This is a genomic window from Vreelandella rituensis, from assembly GCF_003336665.1.
GTDB classification, from domain to species: domain Bacteria; phylum Pseudomonadota; class Gammaproteobacteria; order Pseudomonadales; family Halomonadaceae; genus Vreelandella; species Vreelandella rituensis.
On the sequence record NZ_QPIJ01000070.1, the window covers coordinates 1 to 15,112 of the forward strand.

Annotated in this window: 18 protein-coding genes; 5 read left to right on the forward strand and 13 right to left on the reverse strand. The window is 58.5% G+C overall.

Going from position 1 to position 15,112, the window contains the following annotated elements; translation table 11 throughout:
* Window positions 1–100 precede the first annotated feature (100 nt).
* Window positions 101–529, forward strand: a complete 429-nt coding sequence (locus tag DU506_RS18825; RefSeq protein ID WP_235825791.1) for a hypothetical protein — start codon at window positions 101–103, stop codon at window positions 527–529.
* A 90-nt stretch (window positions 530–619) separates the two neighbouring features.
* Window positions 620–1,273, forward strand: a complete 654-nt coding sequence (locus DU506_RS18830; protein WP_114488410.1) for a transglycosylase SLT domain-containing protein — start codon at window positions 620–622, stop codon at window positions 1,271–1,273.
* Between the two features lie 101 nt (window positions 1,274–1,374).
* Here the strand turns inward: DU506_RS18830 and DU506_RS18835 are convergent, their stop codons facing one another.
* From DU506_RS18835 to DU506_RS18880, 11 genes are all read right to left on the reverse strand, one after another.
* Window positions 1,375–3,042 carry a methyl-accepting chemotaxis protein gene (locus DU506_RS18835; protein ID WP_114488411.1) on the reverse strand — a complete coding sequence of 556 codons (1,668 nt, stop codon included), beginning with the start codon at window positions 3,040–3,042 and terminating at the stop codon, window positions 1,375–1,377.
* A gap of 321 nt (window positions 3,043–3,363) precedes the next feature.
* A complete protein-coding gene (locus DU506_RS22025) occupies window positions 3,364–3,579 on the reverse strand; it encodes a hypothetical protein (RefSeq protein ID WP_220254465.1) in 216 nt (71 codons plus the stop codon).
* 13 nt (window positions 3,580–3,592) lie between these two features.
* Window positions 3,593–4,696, reverse strand: coding sequence for a transposase (locus DU506_RS18840; RefSeq protein WP_220254468.1), 1,104 nt, complete (start codon window positions 4,694–4,696; stop codon window positions 3,593–3,595).
* A 68-nt stretch (window positions 4,697–4,764) separates the two neighbouring features.
* Window positions 4,765–5,493: an HAD family hydrolase gene (locus DU506_RS18845; protein ID WP_114488412.1), complete on the reverse strand. Its 729-nt coding sequence runs from the start codon at window positions 5,491–5,493 to the stop codon at window positions 4,765–4,767.
* Between the two features lie 25 nt (window positions 5,494–5,518).
* Window positions 5,519–6,334, reverse strand: coding sequence for a phosphonate ABC transporter, permease protein PhnE (phnE, locus tag DU506_RS18850; RefSeq protein WP_114488413.1), 816 nt, complete (start codon window positions 6,332–6,334; stop codon window positions 5,519–5,521).
* A gap of 30 nt (window positions 6,335–6,364) precedes the next feature.
* Complete coding sequence (gene phnE, locus DU506_RS18855; RefSeq protein ID WP_114488414.1) at window positions 6,365–7,204, reverse strand: phosphonate ABC transporter, permease protein PhnE; 840 nt, start codon at window positions 7,202–7,204, stop codon at window positions 6,365–6,367.
* Complete coding sequence (gene phnC / locus DU506_RS18860; RefSeq protein WP_114488415.1) at window positions 7,201–8,058, reverse strand: phosphonate ABC transporter ATP-binding protein; 858 nt, start codon at window positions 8,056–8,058, stop codon at window positions 7,201–7,203. Before phnC ends, phnE (DU506_RS18855) begins: the two co-directional genes overlap by 4 nt.
* Window positions 8,059–8,070: 12 nt before the next feature.
* On the reverse strand, window positions 8,071–9,051 hold the full coding sequence (phnD, locus tag DU506_RS18865; protein ID WP_114488416.1) for a phosphate/phosphite/phosphonate ABC transporter substrate-binding protein: 981 nt from the start codon (window positions 9,049–9,051) through the stop codon (window positions 8,071–8,073).
* Between the two features lie 107 nt (window positions 9,052–9,158).
* Window positions 9,159–9,698 (reverse strand): phosphatase PAP2 family protein, encoded by a 540-nt coding sequence (locus tag DU506_RS18870; RefSeq protein WP_114488417.1) that lies wholly within the window; start codon window positions 9,696–9,698, stop codon window positions 9,159–9,161.
* Window positions 9,661–10,830 (reverse strand): glycosyltransferase family 4 protein, encoded by a 1,170-nt coding sequence (locus DU506_RS18875; RefSeq protein WP_114488423.1) that lies wholly within the window; start codon window positions 10,828–10,830, stop codon window positions 9,661–9,663. The genes DU506_RS18870 and DU506_RS18875 overlap by 38 nt, the downstream gene beginning before the upstream one ends.
* A gap of 254 nt (window positions 10,831–11,084) precedes the next feature.
* On the reverse strand, window positions 11,085–11,714 hold the full coding sequence (locus tag DU506_RS18880) for an HPF/RaiA family ribosome-associated protein (protein WP_114488418.1): 630 nt from the start codon (window positions 11,712–11,714) through the stop codon (window positions 11,085–11,087).
* 244 nt (window positions 11,715–11,958) lie between these two features.
* Between DU506_RS18880 and DU506_RS18885 the strand changes: the two genes are divergently transcribed.
* A complete protein-coding gene (locus DU506_RS18885; protein ID WP_114488419.1) occupies window positions 11,959–12,519 on the forward strand; it encodes a flavin reductase family protein in 561 nt (186 codons plus the stop codon).
* A 16-nt stretch (window positions 12,520–12,535) separates the two neighbouring features.
* Here the strand turns inward: DU506_RS18885 and DU506_RS21790 are convergent, their stop codons facing one another.
* Window positions 12,536–12,682 (reverse strand): hypothetical protein, encoded by a 147-nt coding sequence (locus tag DU506_RS21790; RefSeq protein ID WP_181870824.1) that lies wholly within the window; start codon window positions 12,680–12,682, stop codon window positions 12,536–12,538.
* 199 nt (window positions 12,683–12,881) lie between these two features.
* Between DU506_RS21790 and chrA the strand changes: the two genes are divergently transcribed.
* Window positions 12,882–14,099 carry a chromate efflux transporter gene (gene chrA / locus DU506_RS18890; RefSeq protein WP_114488420.1) on the forward strand — a complete coding sequence of 406 codons (1,218 nt, stop codon included), beginning with the start codon at window positions 12,882–12,884 and terminating at the stop codon, window positions 14,097–14,099.
* A gap of 197 nt (window positions 14,100–14,296) precedes the next feature.
* Entirely contained in the window at window positions 14,297–14,746 is a 450-nt protein-coding gene (locus DU506_RS18895) for a DUF305 domain-containing protein (RefSeq protein WP_114488421.1), read from the forward strand.
* A gap of 58 nt (window positions 14,747–14,804) precedes the next feature.
* On the opposite strand, the gene DU506_RS18900 is transcribed toward DU506_RS18895, so the two are convergent.
* On the reverse strand, window positions 14,805–15,112 hold a 308-nt coding region (locus DU506_RS18900), incomplete at its 5' end, for an RrF2 family transcriptional regulator (protein ID WP_114488422.1).

Sequence of the window (15,112 nt, forward strand, 5' to 3'; positions counted from 1 at the left end):
GCGGGGGACCTCACTTTGACAGTGTGGCGCATGGCGCCGACTTAGGTGAGGAGGACTCCATCCCATTGGTTCCCTGAAAACCACCGGCCTGCCGGTCGCCGTGGGCAGTGGCGGTCGCACCAAGTACAACCGTCAGCGGCTGGGTATTCCCAAGACCCATGCGCTGGATGCGGCCTGTGTCGGCAAGTTCGACACCCTGAAAGGCTGGCGAGTACCCACCCAGGTCATCAAGGCCATGGGCCGTGGCAGCTATCAGCGCACCCGGCTCGACAAGTTTGGCTTCCCACGGGGCTACCTGATGCGCCAAAAGCAAGTGAAGGGCTTTCAGACCGGCGATAGGGTCAGGGCGATTGTCCCGGCCGGCAAGAAGACCGGCAGCCACACGGGGCGCGTGGCCATCCGCAAGACCGGCAGTTTCAATGTTCAGACCGAACAAGGCGCGGTCCAGGGGATTTCCTGGCGCCACTGCACCCTGCTGCAACGCGGTGATGGCTATGGCTACCACCCACTACCCACCATTCAACACTAAAGGAGGCGCGGACAGGGAACCCCGCGTCGTGCTGCGCACGACGCGCTATCCCTCCCGTCGCTAAAGCAACCGGGTTTCCCGCGCAAAACGATGAATAAAACAATCAAAACTACGCTGCGGTGTCTGGCTATCGCAAGCCTTGCCGTCGTCTCTACCAGCTGTGCGATGCTGGCGCCTGCGCCTCCCAATGACCAGAGCAATGTCTGTGAAATCTTCCGCGAACAGCCTAGCTGGTATGACTATGCACGGGATTCCCAAAAGGCGTGGGGCACGCCGATAGCCACCCAGATGGCTTTCATTCAGCAGGAGTCTTCGTTTCGCAGCCATGTACGCCCACCCCGGAGCCGCTTGCTGGGATTCATTCCCTGGCGGCGCCCTTCGTCCGCGCGCGGTTACGCCCAGGCCCAGGACCCTGTCTGGGGGGAGTATGAGGCGGATGCGGGAGGGCTTTTTGCCCGGCGAACGCACATGAAGCATGCCACGGATTTCATCGGCTGGTATAACCGGCGCACCCAGCAACAAACGGGGGTTTCCCTGAACAATCCCGAGCATCTCTACTTGGCCTATCATGAAGGTCAGGGCGGTTATCGTCGGGGATCGTACCGGAGCAAACCTCAGGTGATGCGTGCCGCACGTCAAGTAAGCAGCCGGGCGGGGCGTTATCAGGCCCAGCTGGCGGCCTGTGAAGCCGAGTTTCAATGCCGCCGCTTTTATCAGGTATGGCCTTTCTGCCGCGGCGGCTGAGCAAAAAAAACCGCCGCTACCCGAAGGTGGCGGCGGTTCAGGCTTAGCCATCGTTGCCAAGTTTACTTTTCCAAGCGCCTTTCAGCGTGCTTGCGTATCGCTTAAGCGTACTCGGTCAGCCTACGCTTTTCCGGTGTACGGTCGGGCCATGGCGTTTCCTCTGGAGCCAGCGGCGCTGGCCTTGAAAGCTGAGGTTGATTGGCCACATGCTTCACCTTGAAGTACGCCACCATATCGGCCATCTCACGCGACTGATCTTCCAGGGAAGCCGACGCCGTTGCCGTCTGTTCGACGAGTGCTGCGTTCTGCTGGGTGACTTCGTCCATTTGATTGATGGCAATGCTCATCTGATCGATGGCTGAGGTCTGCTCATCCGAGGCGCGACTGACTTCCTCCATCAGCCCTGAGACCTTGCCGATGTTGGTCACGATCTCCTGCATCGAGGTGCCCACCGCCTCGACCATTTCACTGCCGTTCCTGACCACCTCATCGTTGACCACGATCAAGGCTTGAATCTGCTTTGCGGCTTCCGCCGAGCGCTGTGCCAGGTTGCGCACTTCACTGGCCACGACGGCAAACCCACGACCTTGTTCACCGGCACGTGCGGCTTCGACCGAGGCATTCAGCGCCAGGATGTTGGTCTGGAAAGCGATGCCGTCGATCAGCGATACGATGCCGCTGATCTTCTCGGAGCTTTCGGTGAGTTCGTGCATCTTGTCGACGGCTTGCGATACCTTTTCGCCGCCGGTGCTTGCTGAACTGCTGGCCTTGTGGGCGAGCTTGTTGGCTTCCCCGGTATGCTGGGTGTTGTTCTTCACCGTGGCGGCAACCTGCTCCATGCTGGCCGCCGTTTCCTGGAGACTGGAGGCCTGTTGCTCGGTACGTTGCGACAGATCGATATTGCCCGAGGAGATCTGCGAAGAGGCGGTCGAGATGGAGTCCGTCGAGCGTTGAATATTGGCTATCAAATCGCTCAATGTGCTCTGCATGTCATTGAGTTCCACCAGCATCATGCCGACTTCATCGTTGCTGTGGTGGGCTATTTCATTGGTGAGATCACCCGCCGCCATTTTATGAAAGTGCTCGCGGGCGGTCATCAGCGGCCGGGTAATCCGCTGGATCAACAACCCGCCTAGAACACCACCCAGTATCACCGCGATGACCATGGCACCAATCATCAGGTTGCGCATGAACGCCGCGTTGGCCACGGCACCTTCATATTCGGCCAGGGCGACCTGCTCTTCCAGGGCGATCAACTCATGCAAGGTTGCATTCATTTCACGATAAGCGGAGAGCCCTTGAAGAAGCGCAATTTCATTGGCTTTATCATACTGGCCGGTGGAATAGAGCGGCATTGCCGGGGCCACGCCGTGTGCGAGCAGGTTGCGATAGCCGTCGCGGAACTCATCGGCCAGGGCTTCGACTTCCGGGGACATTTCATGGGAGGAAAATTCATGCCAGGTGGCATCGATCTTGGAAAGATTCTGGACGATATTATCCATGTGGAACTGTACGGGATGATCGTGCAGGCTGCTGACGGGAAGGATCGGCTCGTGCTGCGCGGACAGGGAAAGCTCCAGGATAATATCCTTGGCCAGTTCATTGAGCTGGGCCAGGTTTTGAGTGTCTCGCATGTTTTCCTGGTAAATCGTGTCGACGGCGCGATTGGATGAGAGCATGCCGCTGAACCCCAGCGCCCCCACGACTAGCATCAACACCAACATCACGACGATCATAAAGATCAGTCGTGCCTTGATTGTAATTTTCATACTGGCTCCCTTGGCTGCAACGCTAGCAGCACTGTCAAACGCACGGATTGGGTTTTCCTCATTATCCTCTTTTTGAAACTTATTATAAGCGGATAACTTGACGTAAATCATGTGGATGCAATTTGCATGCAAACCGATGACCGCACTTGTCTCAGCCGTGGTGAGTTCGGTTATTTCAGTGCACGGATTTCAATGCACGGTCTTGGCCATCTTTTCAGGTAGGGTTTCGAATTGCAAAAGCGTTGCTAATCCCTGTTGGTTACAAGCGTTGAACCCTCCGCCGATTCATTCACAGAATAGAATCGCGGATTCTAATCCCTCTCACGCGCTCTGTTGCCAGAGCATGGAGAGGGTTGCCGGGGTTCTCGGTGCGTGGGTCGACGTCTGCGACCTCACACGGGCGATCTGCTTGCGCTGACCGTCCTGGAAGTAGACATGGCCGGGGGCGGTGATGTTATAGGCGGCATTAAGATCGGCGTGATACCGCTTGCCGCTTGAAAACGTGCATTGACTGTAATTGGCAACGTCTCGTTTCACTGGCCCCGAGCCATCAAACGCTTGCCGCGACGAGCCACGCGCATACACGTGCACACGCTTTAAGCCGACTTCTTCTGCCTTGCTGTCGATACGGATTAACCCGTTGGCGGTGAAACCAGCGGTGAAAGCGCGCTTTCATCGGCGTGCGCTTTTTGCCTGCTTTCGGGCGCCAGCCTTTGAGGTCTTCGACGGGCATGGCTTGGCAGTCATGATTGAGCGCCAGGTTCACCAGCTGTCGACTGACCTGATGGGCCTGGTTATCAGCCAGGTGAGTTAAACGCTGGTGATCCTGACGGCAAAAGCCCACCGGCAAACGGCACCCGTGACGGGCGTGTTTGCGCGCAGCGCGACGGATGCGTTGCATGAGCCGAGACTCACGGTCTTTATCCGTGTGCGAGATAAACTCGCGTGCATGGACAGTGTCTTGGGCATCGACCACGGCCAAGGTGGCCGCCGTGTTGATACCGACATCGACCGCCAACACCCGATTAGGCGTGCCTTTGGTGGGCGTCGGTGGGTTGAACTGTTCGGGTAACGAGAGCTGCCAGTGGCGACCGTTATAGGTCAGCAGCGGTGATTTCGCCTGGCCCTTGCCGCGAAAGCGGCATTGGCCCTTGAGCTGAAAGCCCCTCCAGATCCAGTCGTTCTGCCAACGCACCTTAATGAAGGCATGCGTGGCCTCAGCGTTCACTTTGGCGCACTGGCTGCCGTAAAGGCTGGGGAACGTATGGGTGCGGGTGGTCAGGCGTGGCGGCTTCGCGTGGAAGTGCTTGCGCTTACCGCATCGCCATTGATCGAATCGCGTGCCAAATGAACGCACTTGGCCCACGGCATCCATAATAGCCACGCGGCGAAGGTACGAAGGGAATTTGTAGTAACGTTTGGCGAAATAGGGATAGCGTACTGGCGGCCGCTGGCGTGTCGGATGAATAAGCCCTTCGATCACCTTGACGACGTCATTGCCTTTGCCAGCCCCCACCACCGGCCAATGGGTATAGGCCACGGTCATCAGATCGCGCACCAGCCGTCGATACAGCCTTAGCGTATCTGCCAACGCCTGCTGCTGATCGGCATTAATGTCCTGAAGAGTGAGGGTGTCAGAACGAATGATGGCCATCGGATGACTATCTATTCATGCACTAAGAGCAAGCAAGGCTAACGCCTTGCTCTGCCTTAACTGACGATTCATTCAGAGAATCGAATCGCAGAATGCGGCAGCATTTTGTTCAACCCTTCTGTATTCGGATGGGCCGGCTGGGTACGCCAGTCCAGGCGGGGCCAGCCCTCGACACGGGCTACCTCAGCCAGCACGGGGTCGGGGTTGACCGCCACTGGCCGGTCGGCATGGTTGAGCAGCGGCAAGTCATTGCGTGAATCGGAATAAAAGGTGAGAGAGCGGGGATGTAATCGCCGCTCGGCGAGCCACGCCTTGAGCCGGGAGACTTTTCCCCCTCGATAGGAAAGTTGGCCCGAGGTCACTCCGGTATAGCGGCCTTCGCTGATCGCAAGTTCTACCGCGATGACATGGGCGATGCCCAGGTGCCTGGCCACCGGTTCGACCAGATGGCGCGCCGAAGCGGATATCAGCAGTAGTTCGTCGCCTTCCTGACGGTGGCTTTCGATGCGTTCCCTTGCCTGATGAAACACCAGCGGCACCACGTCACTGATGACGAACCGGTCTACTTCTTCTTGCACCTCTTCGAGGCTGCGCCCGGTGAGCGGAGAGAGCGTCAAGGCGAGGTACTCTTCGAGTTTCAGTCGGCCGGCATGATAAGCGACTTGCATGGCGCGTGTTGAAGAAAGGAAATAACCCACGTCTTCAACCCAGCCTTGCTTGACCATCCAGGTATTCCATAGCGCGCTGCAATCGCCGTCCAGCAGGGTGTCATCGAGGTCGAACAGTGCAAAATGCATGGGGGTAACACTCCAGAGCCTGGCGTTAGATAATCGCGTGACGCACCCGGGCGGAAATCCACTCCGAGGCTAGCACGGTGACAAAGATCATCAGAAAGATGACGCTGACCTGGCTCCAGGCCAGGCTGTTGATGGCGGCGTTGAGCTGCAAACCGATGCCGCCGGCGCCCACCAGCCCCAGCACCGTGGATTCGCGAATATTGATGTCCCAGCGGTACACACTGATGCCGGCGAAGGCAGGCAATACCTGGGGCAGCACGCCGTAGCTCATCACCTGCAGGCGCCTGGCGCCGGTGGCACTGATGGCTTCCACCGGGGTGGGGTGAATTTCCTCGATGGCTTCATACAGCAGCTTGCCGATGAAACCGATGGAGCGCAGGGCGATGGCGATGATGCCTGCCAAAACACCCGGGCCGAGAATGGTCACCAGCAGCATGGCCCAGATCAGGGAATTGATCGAGCGTGATGAAACGATAAGCCCAAGTGCCAGGCTGCGTATCAGTGGGTGGGGCGTGGTGTTGCGCGCAGCAAGAAAGGCCACCGGAAACGCCATGGCGATGCCCAGCAACGTACCCAGGGTGGCGATGTTGAGGGTGTCCCACATGGGTTTCCACAGACGGTGGGCATAGTGCCAGTCGGGAGGCAGCATACGACTGATCAGGTCGCCTCCCTGGCGCCCGGCATCCGCCACGAAGACCCACATGGTGTTGTCGGAAATCATCTTCCAGCACAACAAGAACAGGCAGGCACCGATCAGCCAGGCCAGGTAGCCGAGCCACTGGGCACGCGAGGTACGCAGGCGCCAGCGTGGCTGACCTTGCGGAGATATGGAAACGGGCATAAACGGATTCCTTTAAACCAGCCAGGCTAGTTACTGGGTCCAGCGGCGGACATGGCTGGAACCGTACTCGCACAGCAAAACGACTGCGATGATGATCAACAGGATCGCCGCCGACGTATCGTATTCGTAGCGGCTCATCGAGGTATTGAGCGTGGCGCCGATACCGCCGGCCCCGACAATGCCGATCACTGCCGACTCACGGAAGTTGATGTCCAGGCGGTACATGGATAGCCCAATCAGGCGCGCCATGACCTGCGGCTGAACGGCGTGGTTCATGGTCTGCCACCAGCTCGCCCCGGTGGCGCGAATCGCTTCCACCTGGCGCCAGTCCAGGTCCTCGATATCCTCGGCCAGCAGCTTGGCCATGAAACCGATGGTGGCGAAGGCCAGAGTGATCACCCCCGCCAATGGGCCGAAACCGAACATCACCACGAACAGAATGGCGATGATGATTTCCTGGAAGGTGCGCGATACCGTGATGATGCTGCGACACACCAGATAGATTGGCAGTGGCGCGATGTTGCGCGCGGCCCCCAGCCCGACGGGAATCGCCAGCGCCACGCCGATCACCGTGGATGTTAACGTCATGGTCAGGCTTTCGAGAATGCCATCGATGATATCGTCCCGGCGGCTGAGGAAATCCGGCTGGGTGAAGGCGCCCAGGAAATTGAGCGCGCGGCTCATGCCTTCGGCGACCCGCTCCCAATTCACCTCGATGGAGGCCAGCGCCAATGCGAGGTAAACGGCAGCACCGATGCCCATTGCCCAGCGCACTTTGGGGTCGGCGATAAACGGCAAGCGTCGCCAGCGCCCTGTGCTTGCAAGCGCCTCACGAGTGAACGCCTGGTCGGCCAGTTGTTCGCGGTTCATCTCGTGCTCCCGGTGCTCAAGGCGGCAAGCGCCGAGATTGGAGACATCAAGGCAGGGTGGGATTGTGTCTTGCTTTTGGAAGGCGCATCGCGCTCATGGTCAGCCTGGGTATCCCAATCCTCTTCGCCGTAGATGGTAGTGAGTATCTCGGCGCTGAGCTCATCGGGTTTACCGTCGAAAACGATCCGACCCGCGCGCAACCCGACGACACGGTCGGCAAACTGGCGGGCCAAGGCCACGTCATGGATGTTGATGATGGCGGCAAGCCGGCGTTCGGCACAGAGTTCGCGGATCAATCGCATGATCTGGCGGGACGTCTTGGGGTCGAGGCTTGCCGTGGGCTCATCGATCAGCAGCAATTGAGGGCTTTGCACCAGGGCGCGGGCGATGCCCACGCGCTGGCGCTGGCCACCGGAAAGGGCGTCGGCACGCTTGTCCAGGGCATGCGAAAGCCCCACACGCTCCAACAATCGGAAGGCTTCGGTCACATCCTTGGCAGGGTAGCGGCGCAGAAAGCTACGCCAGAAACCCACATGCCCGAGCCGCCCGGAAAGCACGTTCTCCATGACGCTCAGACGGTCCACCAGAGCGTACTCCTGAAAGATCATGGCCATGGCGCGACGTGCCCGGCGCAGTTCCCGACCGGATAACCGTGTCAGCTCGGTATCGTCCAGGCGAATGCTGCCGGAAGTGGGCTCCACCAGGCGGTTGATGCAGCGAATCAGCGTACTTTTTCCAGCCCCGGAAGGCCCGATCAAGGCGGTGATCTGGCCACGCGGCAGACTGAGTTCAATGTCGCTCAATGCCCGGTCGCCCGTGGGGTAGCGTTTGCAGACGCCGGATAGGGTCAGCATGGTCTTTCCTCCCTACTCGCAGTCGTAGGTGACGCCGTTAGCCTCGGCAATGGTGCGAATCACTTCCCAGTTCCGCTGATAGGTGATGGGAACGAACTGCGCTTCACCGGAGTTGGCGAACTCCGCTTTCAGGGCGCTGCCTTCCCAATCAAAGCTGGAAAAAGCGTCATGCACTTTTTCGGTAAGCTCCGGGTGAAGGTTATGCACATGGCCATAGGCGGTGGTGGGGAAGGTGTCGGAGGTGTAGATGACCTCATAGTCGCCTTCTTTGATGACGTCGCGAGCGAGCATGCGAGCGGCCACCGAGTTGGCGATGGCGGCGGCGTCGTAATCCTCGTTGACCACGCCCAGGATGGAATTGTCGTGGGAGCCGGAGAAGGCGGCCTCGAAGTCTTCATCGGCTTCCAGGCCATACTGGGAGCGCAGCAACGCCGAAGGGGCACGAAAGCCTGAATTGGACGTGGGCGAGGTAAAGGCCAGGTTGCGACCGGCCAAGTCTTCCACTGACTGGATGCCGCTGCCCGGGTAAGTGATGATCTCCATTTCATAACCGAAGCTGCCATCCTCGGCGGCCATCATGCTGAACGGAACGAAGCCCGCGCAGTTGACCGCGACCGGCACGCTACCGGTATTGAAACCCGCGATATGCAGGCGCCCGGCACGCATCGCTTCAAGCTGGGCGGCGTTGGATTGCACCGGGAAAAATTGCACACGCTTGCCGGTGACTGCTTCCATGTGTTCGAGAAAGCCAGCCCATACTTCGGCGTATACCGCCGGATCTTCCACCGGGGTGTACGCGAATACCAGGGTGTCGGGGTCGGTCCACTGGGTCTCATCCGTGGGCGTATCGGCGACCATGTCGCCGTCGCTGTCGATGAAACGTGAGGATAGATCGGCGGCACTGGTCGGCAAGGCGCTGAACGCCAAGGTGGCGGCAATCGCAGTGCCGAGCAGGGTGCGGGGCAGGGTCTGGGATAGCGTATCGAAAGGCATGGGGGCTCACCTGTTAAGCGGAACGTGGTTAACGACTGTCAGCCTGAGGTGGGGATGTGACGTTGCCGAGTCATGGGCGTGACAATCGGATGAACAAGCGGGGAAGCTCACCCCGCCACGAACAGGCTCAACATGGCAAAGCCGCAGCCAATGCTCGCCCCGGCAACCACATCGCTTACGTAATGCAAACCGAGACCCACACGCGAAAACGCAATCAGCAGGGCGAGCGGAATCACCACAGGCAAGAGCCAGGGTGTATGCGCGGCTACCAGTATGCTGAACATCACCGCGTGCATGGTATGGCCGCTGGGGAAGCTGTAGCGGTCTCGGGCGGGTTCGCTACATTGAATGCCGCCACAATAGGTAATGAAGGGGCGCTCGCGGCATAGCCGGGTCTTGATCAAACGGTATAGCGCCGTCGCCACCAGCGCGGTGATGGCATACTGAGCCAGACGCCAGCTGCCGTCGGCTTGCAGCCAGGGTTGCGCCAAGGTCAGCAGCACCCAAACAGGCCAGTCTCCCAGGCGGCTGGCGGCCTGCAAGATGAGACGCCAGGGCCGGTATAAGCTGAGCCGGGTTACGCGCTGACAGAATTGCCATTCCAGAAGATCAAGATGGTCGAACAGGGCAAGAGTACGGGGTCGCATGATAAGCCTCCCGGGCATGGTCAAGATAAGACAGGAACTGGTCGGCAATATCGGCCCAGCTCTGCTCCAGCGCGCGTAACCGAGCCATTCGGCCGAAACGCGCATAATCGGCGGGGTGTTGGCACAGGCTTACGGCGGCCTGGCGAAACGCTTCGCTATCTTCGGGGGTAACGCTGATGCCGTTGCGCCCGGAATCTATCAGTTCTGCGCTGGCGGCCTGGCGGTAGGCGACGACCGCCAGGCCGCTGGCCATGGCTTCGGCCACGACATTGCCCCAGGTTTCGGAAAGCGAAGGAAAAACAAAGATATCCGCACTGGCGTAATGCCGGGCCAGGTCGTCGGTGTCGATAAAACCTGTGAAATGAGCGTCGGGCAATGCGCTTTGCAACTGCGCCCGCCCGGGGCCGCCGCCGACAATCACCTGCGCCATGTCCGGCCTGATCTCGCGCATGGCGCGAAAGCTTTCCTGGAGCAGCGAAAGATTTTTCTCAGCCGCCAGGCGGCCCACGTAGAGCGCCACCGGTTGATGCTCGTTCACTCCCCAGGATCTGCGCAATTCAGGGTCTCGGTGAGCAGGGGAAAAGCGCTCACCATTGATCCCCCGGGCCATGACGCGAACGCCCTGAATACCTTGACGACTAAGTTCCCGGGCCTGTTGATGGGTCGGTACCAGGGTCAATTGACAGCCATTGTGGAAATGGCGCAGGTAATAACGGGTCACGGTACCCAGCCAGGGCACGCCGTAGGCATGGCAATAATGCTCGAAATTGGTATGCCAGCCGGCGACCAGGGGAATGCCGAGGGCTCGCGCCGCCCGCCTGGCAGCCCAGCCCAGCGGACCTTGGGTGGCGAGATAAATCACGTCCGGGCGCAGCTTGCCCCAGAAGCGCTTGAGCCGACTCGGTGTGGTCAGTCCCAGCTGGACTTCTTGATAACCCGGGATGGAAAACCGCTGAACCTGCAATTCCGCTGCCATGCCCTGAGCGGGTCGGCCTTTGTCCAGGCGCGGCTTGGGTCGAACCAGTTGCAGGCTTATGTCGCGACGTTGCAGTTCATGGCTCAGACGGCGCAGCGTATGGGCAACACCATTGATCTCGGGCGACCAGGTTTCGCTGACCAGACAAATCCGCATGCGTTTCTCACCGGTTGTTTCATTGGCAACCAGTGTTGCGCCGGGAGGTGACATTGCGACGACAGCGATATGAATAAACGATGACCTCTGAACGCACACGACCGCCCGAAGGCGGCCGATCGACAAAGGTGAACCGAGCTGCTTTTGAACAAAATCCTGCCGCATTCTGCGATTCGATTCTTTGAATGAATCGACAGTTAAGGCAGGGCAAGGCGTCAGCCTTCCTTGTTCTTATAGCTGGTTCAAGCCCCGATTCACTGCTTTTTCCAGTCGTCCGGCTGTTCGATCGCCTCTTCTCCTTCTTCGGGAACGCGCACGCCGGGTTTATCGATAATCTGAACGGTGCTTGCCTGGGGGCCTTTTTCGCCCATCTCGGCCTCGAAACGTACCTGAGTGCCAGGATGCAAGCGCTCGAAGTCATCATGCAGCACGGCGTTGCGATGAAAGTAATATTCCTGGCCATCAATGGGTGATTTTATGAAGCCATAATCTTCGTCGGGAAATAGCCGAACCACGAACGCATGCGACTCATAACTGTTCTCATGTTGTTTCACATCCCCTCTCCTGCGCGCGGTTTCCTTCTTGAGTTGTTTCTCTACGGCCTCGAAAGCCTTGCGAATGATCGGACGCAGTTGTACATGCATGTCTTCGACTACACCCTTCTTATCGCCCACCAGATGCTTCTTCGGCGGCAAGGAAACCTCGACCTGGGCACGGTAGAGGTTGCCGGTGTGCTGGGAGTGTTGCTCCCGCTCGATGGTCACACGGCAGGAGATCAGGTTGTCGCACATGTTATCCAGGTGCTCGGCGCGCTCCTTGATGTACTCATCGATCCAATCGCTCTGGCTGACATGGTTGTAGGTGATTTCCAAGGGTACCTGCATGATTATCTCGCTCTCTAATTGATGGATAAGCGTCGCTAGCGGATACACGTTTGCGTCCTTTCACCTATAGCTGTTGTGCCAGATTTTTCCGAGTTAAAGGAGAGACAAAAAAATCCCCACAACGAACCGGCTCTCTAAAAAATGCGTCTAGCATGTAAGAAATCGGTGCCGCTCATGGGCGTTGAGACAAGTTTTGACCCAGAAAAGGAAAGCCAATTCACAAAGAAATTAGGGGGTTATTGGCATGGCCAATCCTATCGGTAAGCAGCACTTCCCAGCGAGTAATGCGCGTCGCTATCTGGAGCCCGGGCCGGTTGTCCTGATCACATCGAAGCACAACGACGAAAGCAATATAATGACGCTGGGCTGGCATACGATATTGGCGTTTTCCCCGTCCATGGTGGGCTGCATGATTTCCGAAGGTAATCACAGCTATCAGATGATCAAGCAAAGTCGGGAGTGTGTGATCAATCTCCCCACCACGGAACTGACGGATAAAGTGGTGGGTATCGGAAATACCTCTGGCTCAGAGATCGACAAGTTCTCGACATTCGAGCTTACCCAGGAAAAAGCCCGTCTCGTTTCCGCACCACTTATCCAAGAGTGTCATGCCAGCTTCGAGTGCCGCCTGCATGACGATGCGTTAGTGGATAGCTATAACTTTTTTATTTTCGAAATCGTGGCTGCCCATGTCGCGCCGCAGCCCGCCTACCCGGAAACCTTGCATTACACGGGTGATGGTATCTTCATGGTCTCTGGCAACCACGTTGATAAACGCTCCTTGTTTTCGGAGAGGCTGTTGTGAGTCTCTTTGCCTCTATTCAATCAGCCTGCTTGTCCCGGCGATTGTTGCGCAAGGCTTTCTCTCGGTCGTGTTTGCGCTGGCGAGCCAGGGCATTGCCATTGGCCAGCTGCACCAGGTAGTCGAGTTCCTCTTCGCTTAGCGGTTCGCGCTTCTTGATGGCCATGTCGGCTGCTCCATCTTGATGAGTCCTCATCGCTGAAGGCTTTTACGCTAAGCGCCGACCATGACATGACGGTGACACCGATATGAAGGCTGGATGACAGGGTATGCCGTCGTCACCTCGTTGACTTTTTCAGCCATTACACTGATTGAAAATCTCTGATTCACCGAAAAGCCATACTTGAAGGAAAAGGAACGACGCGATGACACAGCCCGTTGAAGTTGGGCGAGTGGGAAGGGTGCTGGAGGTGTTCCAGGCATTTCTGTGGCTGGGTCTTACTTCCTTCGGTGGTCCGATTGCTCACCTAGGTTACTTTCGCAGCGAGTTCGTGGAGCGCAGAAAATGGCTGGATGAAAAAGCCTATGCCGATCTTGTGGCGCTATGCCAGTTTCTACCGGGGCCGGCCAGCAGTCAGGTCGGTTTTGCCCTGGGACTGTTGCGCGGCGGCTCTTGGGGTGGCGCGGCGGCGTGGCTGGCGTTCACCTTGCCTTCGGCACTTTTGCTGGTGATATTTGCCTGGGGAGCCTCGGCAATGGGCGGCCCCTTGGGCAGTGGCATCATCCATGGCCTGAAAGTGGTGGCGGTGGCTATCGTGGCACACGCGGTCTGGGGCATGGCGAAAAACCTCTGCTCTGATCGTCGGCGTGCGGGCATCGCCCTGGCGGCAGTGCTGATCGTGGTGGTCGGCAACGGTCCCTTCAGCCAGGTCGGCGCCATCCTGATGGGCGGCCTGGCGGGGCTGATGCTGTGCCGTTCCAATCTGGACTATCCGGGCGGTGCCTTGCAGTTTCCAGTGTCACGCCGCGCCGGGGCTGTTGCCTTGGCGGTGTTTTTTGGGCTGTTGGCCGGTTTGCCGCTGCTGGCGTTGCTTATGCCCACGGCCGAAATCGTGGTGATCGATGCCTTCTACCGTGCCGGGGCCCTGGTGTTCGGTGGTGGGCATGTGGTGTTGCCGCTTCTTGAGGCCGAGGTGGTCCAGTCAGGCTGGGTCAGTGCCGAAGACTTCCTGGCAGGCTACGGCGCCGCTCAGGCAGTGCCGGGGCCGCTTTTTACCTTTGCCGCTTACCTGGGGGCGATACTGGCACCCGTGCCCCAGGCGCTCTGGGGAGCATTCATCGCGCTGGTGGCGATCTTTTTGCCGGGGCTGCTGCTGCTGGTGGCGGTACTGCCGTTCTGGAACCGTTTCCGCGAGTTGGCCACTGCCCAGGCGTTGATGCGCGGCGCCAATGCGGCAGTGGTGGGGATTCTCGGCGCGGCCCTGTATCAACCGGTATGGACCAGCGCAATTATCGGGCCTTACGAATTCGCCCTGGCGCTGGTCGGCTTCATGCTGCTCACCGTCTGGAAACTGCCCGCCTGGGCGGTGGTGCTGGTTTGCGCACTGGGCGGTGTCGCCATCACATCGGCGAGCGGCGGATGAGGCGCGTTAATGGCCGGTGGAAAAGAGGAAAGGAAATGACCGGAAAGTTAGCGTTTGATATTCGCCATGTGGAAGGAAGATACGCGTGAAAGGCGGGAAGTCGTGTCGGCAGCCATTCCTAGAAAGGCACATCGCTATATTACTGACTACACTCCAAAGTCAGTTTCCGCTTCAGAAAGGTAAAGGGAGATACCCGAATGAGCATGTATACCCGGTTCGGCATGATGATCGCGACGGCGACCGTGGTGATGTTGGGATTGATGTATCTGAACACCTACCAGCTGAACCATGTCACTTTCAGTGAAACACGCGCGTACATGGCGCTTCTCATGGGAGCTACGATGGTCTTCATCATGCTGGGTTACATGCTCAACATGTATACCAACCGGCGCTTGAATATTGCGATTCTGGTCGGTGCCATTGTGGTGTTCGGCGGTTCGCTGTGGCTGGTGCGTAGCCAACAGACCGTGGATGACGTCTCGTACATGAAAGCCATGATTCCCCATCATTCGATTGCCATCTTGACCAGTGAGCGCGCCCAGATCTCCGACCCGCGCGTCCGTGAGCTCGCCGACGCCATCATCAAGGCGCAGCGCGAAGAAATCGCGGAAATGAAGAGGCTTATACAAGACCTTGAAAATCAGTGATGCAACACCGCCAGGCCTTGCTCTGTAACGCCGAAGGGCTTGCCAAGTGTAAGCGGAATCAATCGATTGCCAGAAGCCTAAGTAGTTGGGGGCGCTGGGCATCGGTCAACATATCCGCCAATGTATAACCATCCAATACCCGGAAGAATGCTTCCAGGGCTTCGGCAAACATGGGTTTGAGACGACATGCCCCGGTAATCACGCATTTATTCTGCTTGCCGAAGCATTCCACCAGCGCCAGGTCTTGCTCGGTGTCGCGTACCAGGGCGCCGATATTGATGTCTTCGGGTGCTCGCCCCAGCAACAGGCCGCCTTGCTTGCCGCGTATTGCCTGCAGGTAGCCCTTGTGGTTGAGTTCTTGCACCA

Coding starts and splice junctions, on each gene's coding strand:
- DU506_RS18870 (WP_114488417.1), bottom strand. CDS start 9,698: ATGCGACCCCGTACTCTTGCCCTGTTCGACCATCTTGATCTTCTGGAA.
- phnC (WP_114488415.1), bottom strand. CDS start 8,058: ATGCTGACCCTATCCGGCGTCTGCAAACGCTACCCCACGGGCGACCGG.
- chrA (WP_114488420.1), top strand. CDS start 12,882: ATGACACAGCCCGTTGAAGTTGGGCGAGTGGGAAGGGTGCTGGAGGTG.
- phnE (WP_114488414.1), bottom strand. CDS start 7,204: ATGAACCGCGAACAACTGGCCGACCAGGCGTTCACTCGTGAGGCGCTT.
- DU506_RS18845 (WP_114488412.1), bottom strand. CDS start 5,493: ATGCATTTTGCACTGTTCGACCTCGATGACACCCTGCTGGACGGCGAT.
- DU506_RS18875 (WP_114488423.1), bottom strand. CDS start 10,830: ATGCGGATTTGTCTGGTCAGCGAAACCTGGTCGCCCGAGATCAATGGT.
- DU506_RS18885 (WP_114488419.1), top strand. CDS start 11,959: ATGGCCAATCCTATCGGTAAGCAGCACTTCCCAGCGAGTAATGCGCGT.
- DU506_RS18830 (WP_114488410.1), top strand. CDS start 620: ATGAATAAAACAATCAAAACTACGCTGCGGTGTCTGGCTATCGCAAGC.
- DU506_RS18835 (WP_114488411.1), bottom strand. CDS start 3,042: ATGAAAATTACAATCAAGGCACGACTGATCTTTATGATCGTCGTGATG.
- phnE (WP_114488413.1), bottom strand. CDS start 6,334: ATGCCCGTTTCCATATCTCCGCAAGGTCAGCCACGCTGGCGCCTGCGT.
- DU506_RS18880 (WP_114488418.1), bottom strand. CDS start 11,714: ATGCAGGTACCCTTGGAAATCACCTACAACCATGTCAGCCAGAGCGAT.
- phnD (WP_114488416.1), bottom strand. CDS start 9,051: ATGCCTTTCGATACGCTATCCCAGACCCTGCCCCGCACCCTGCTCGGC.
- DU506_RS18840 (WP_220254468.1), bottom strand. CDS start 4,696: ATGGCCATCATTCGTTCTGACACCCTCACTCTTCAGGACATTAATGCC.
- DU506_RS18895 (WP_114488421.1), top strand. CDS start 14,297: ATGAGCATGTATACCCGGTTCGGCATGATGATCGCGACGGCGACCGTG.
- DU506_RS21790 (WP_181870824.1), bottom strand. CDS start 12,682: ATGGCCATCAAGAAGCGCGAACCGCTAAGCGAAGAGGAACTCGACTAC.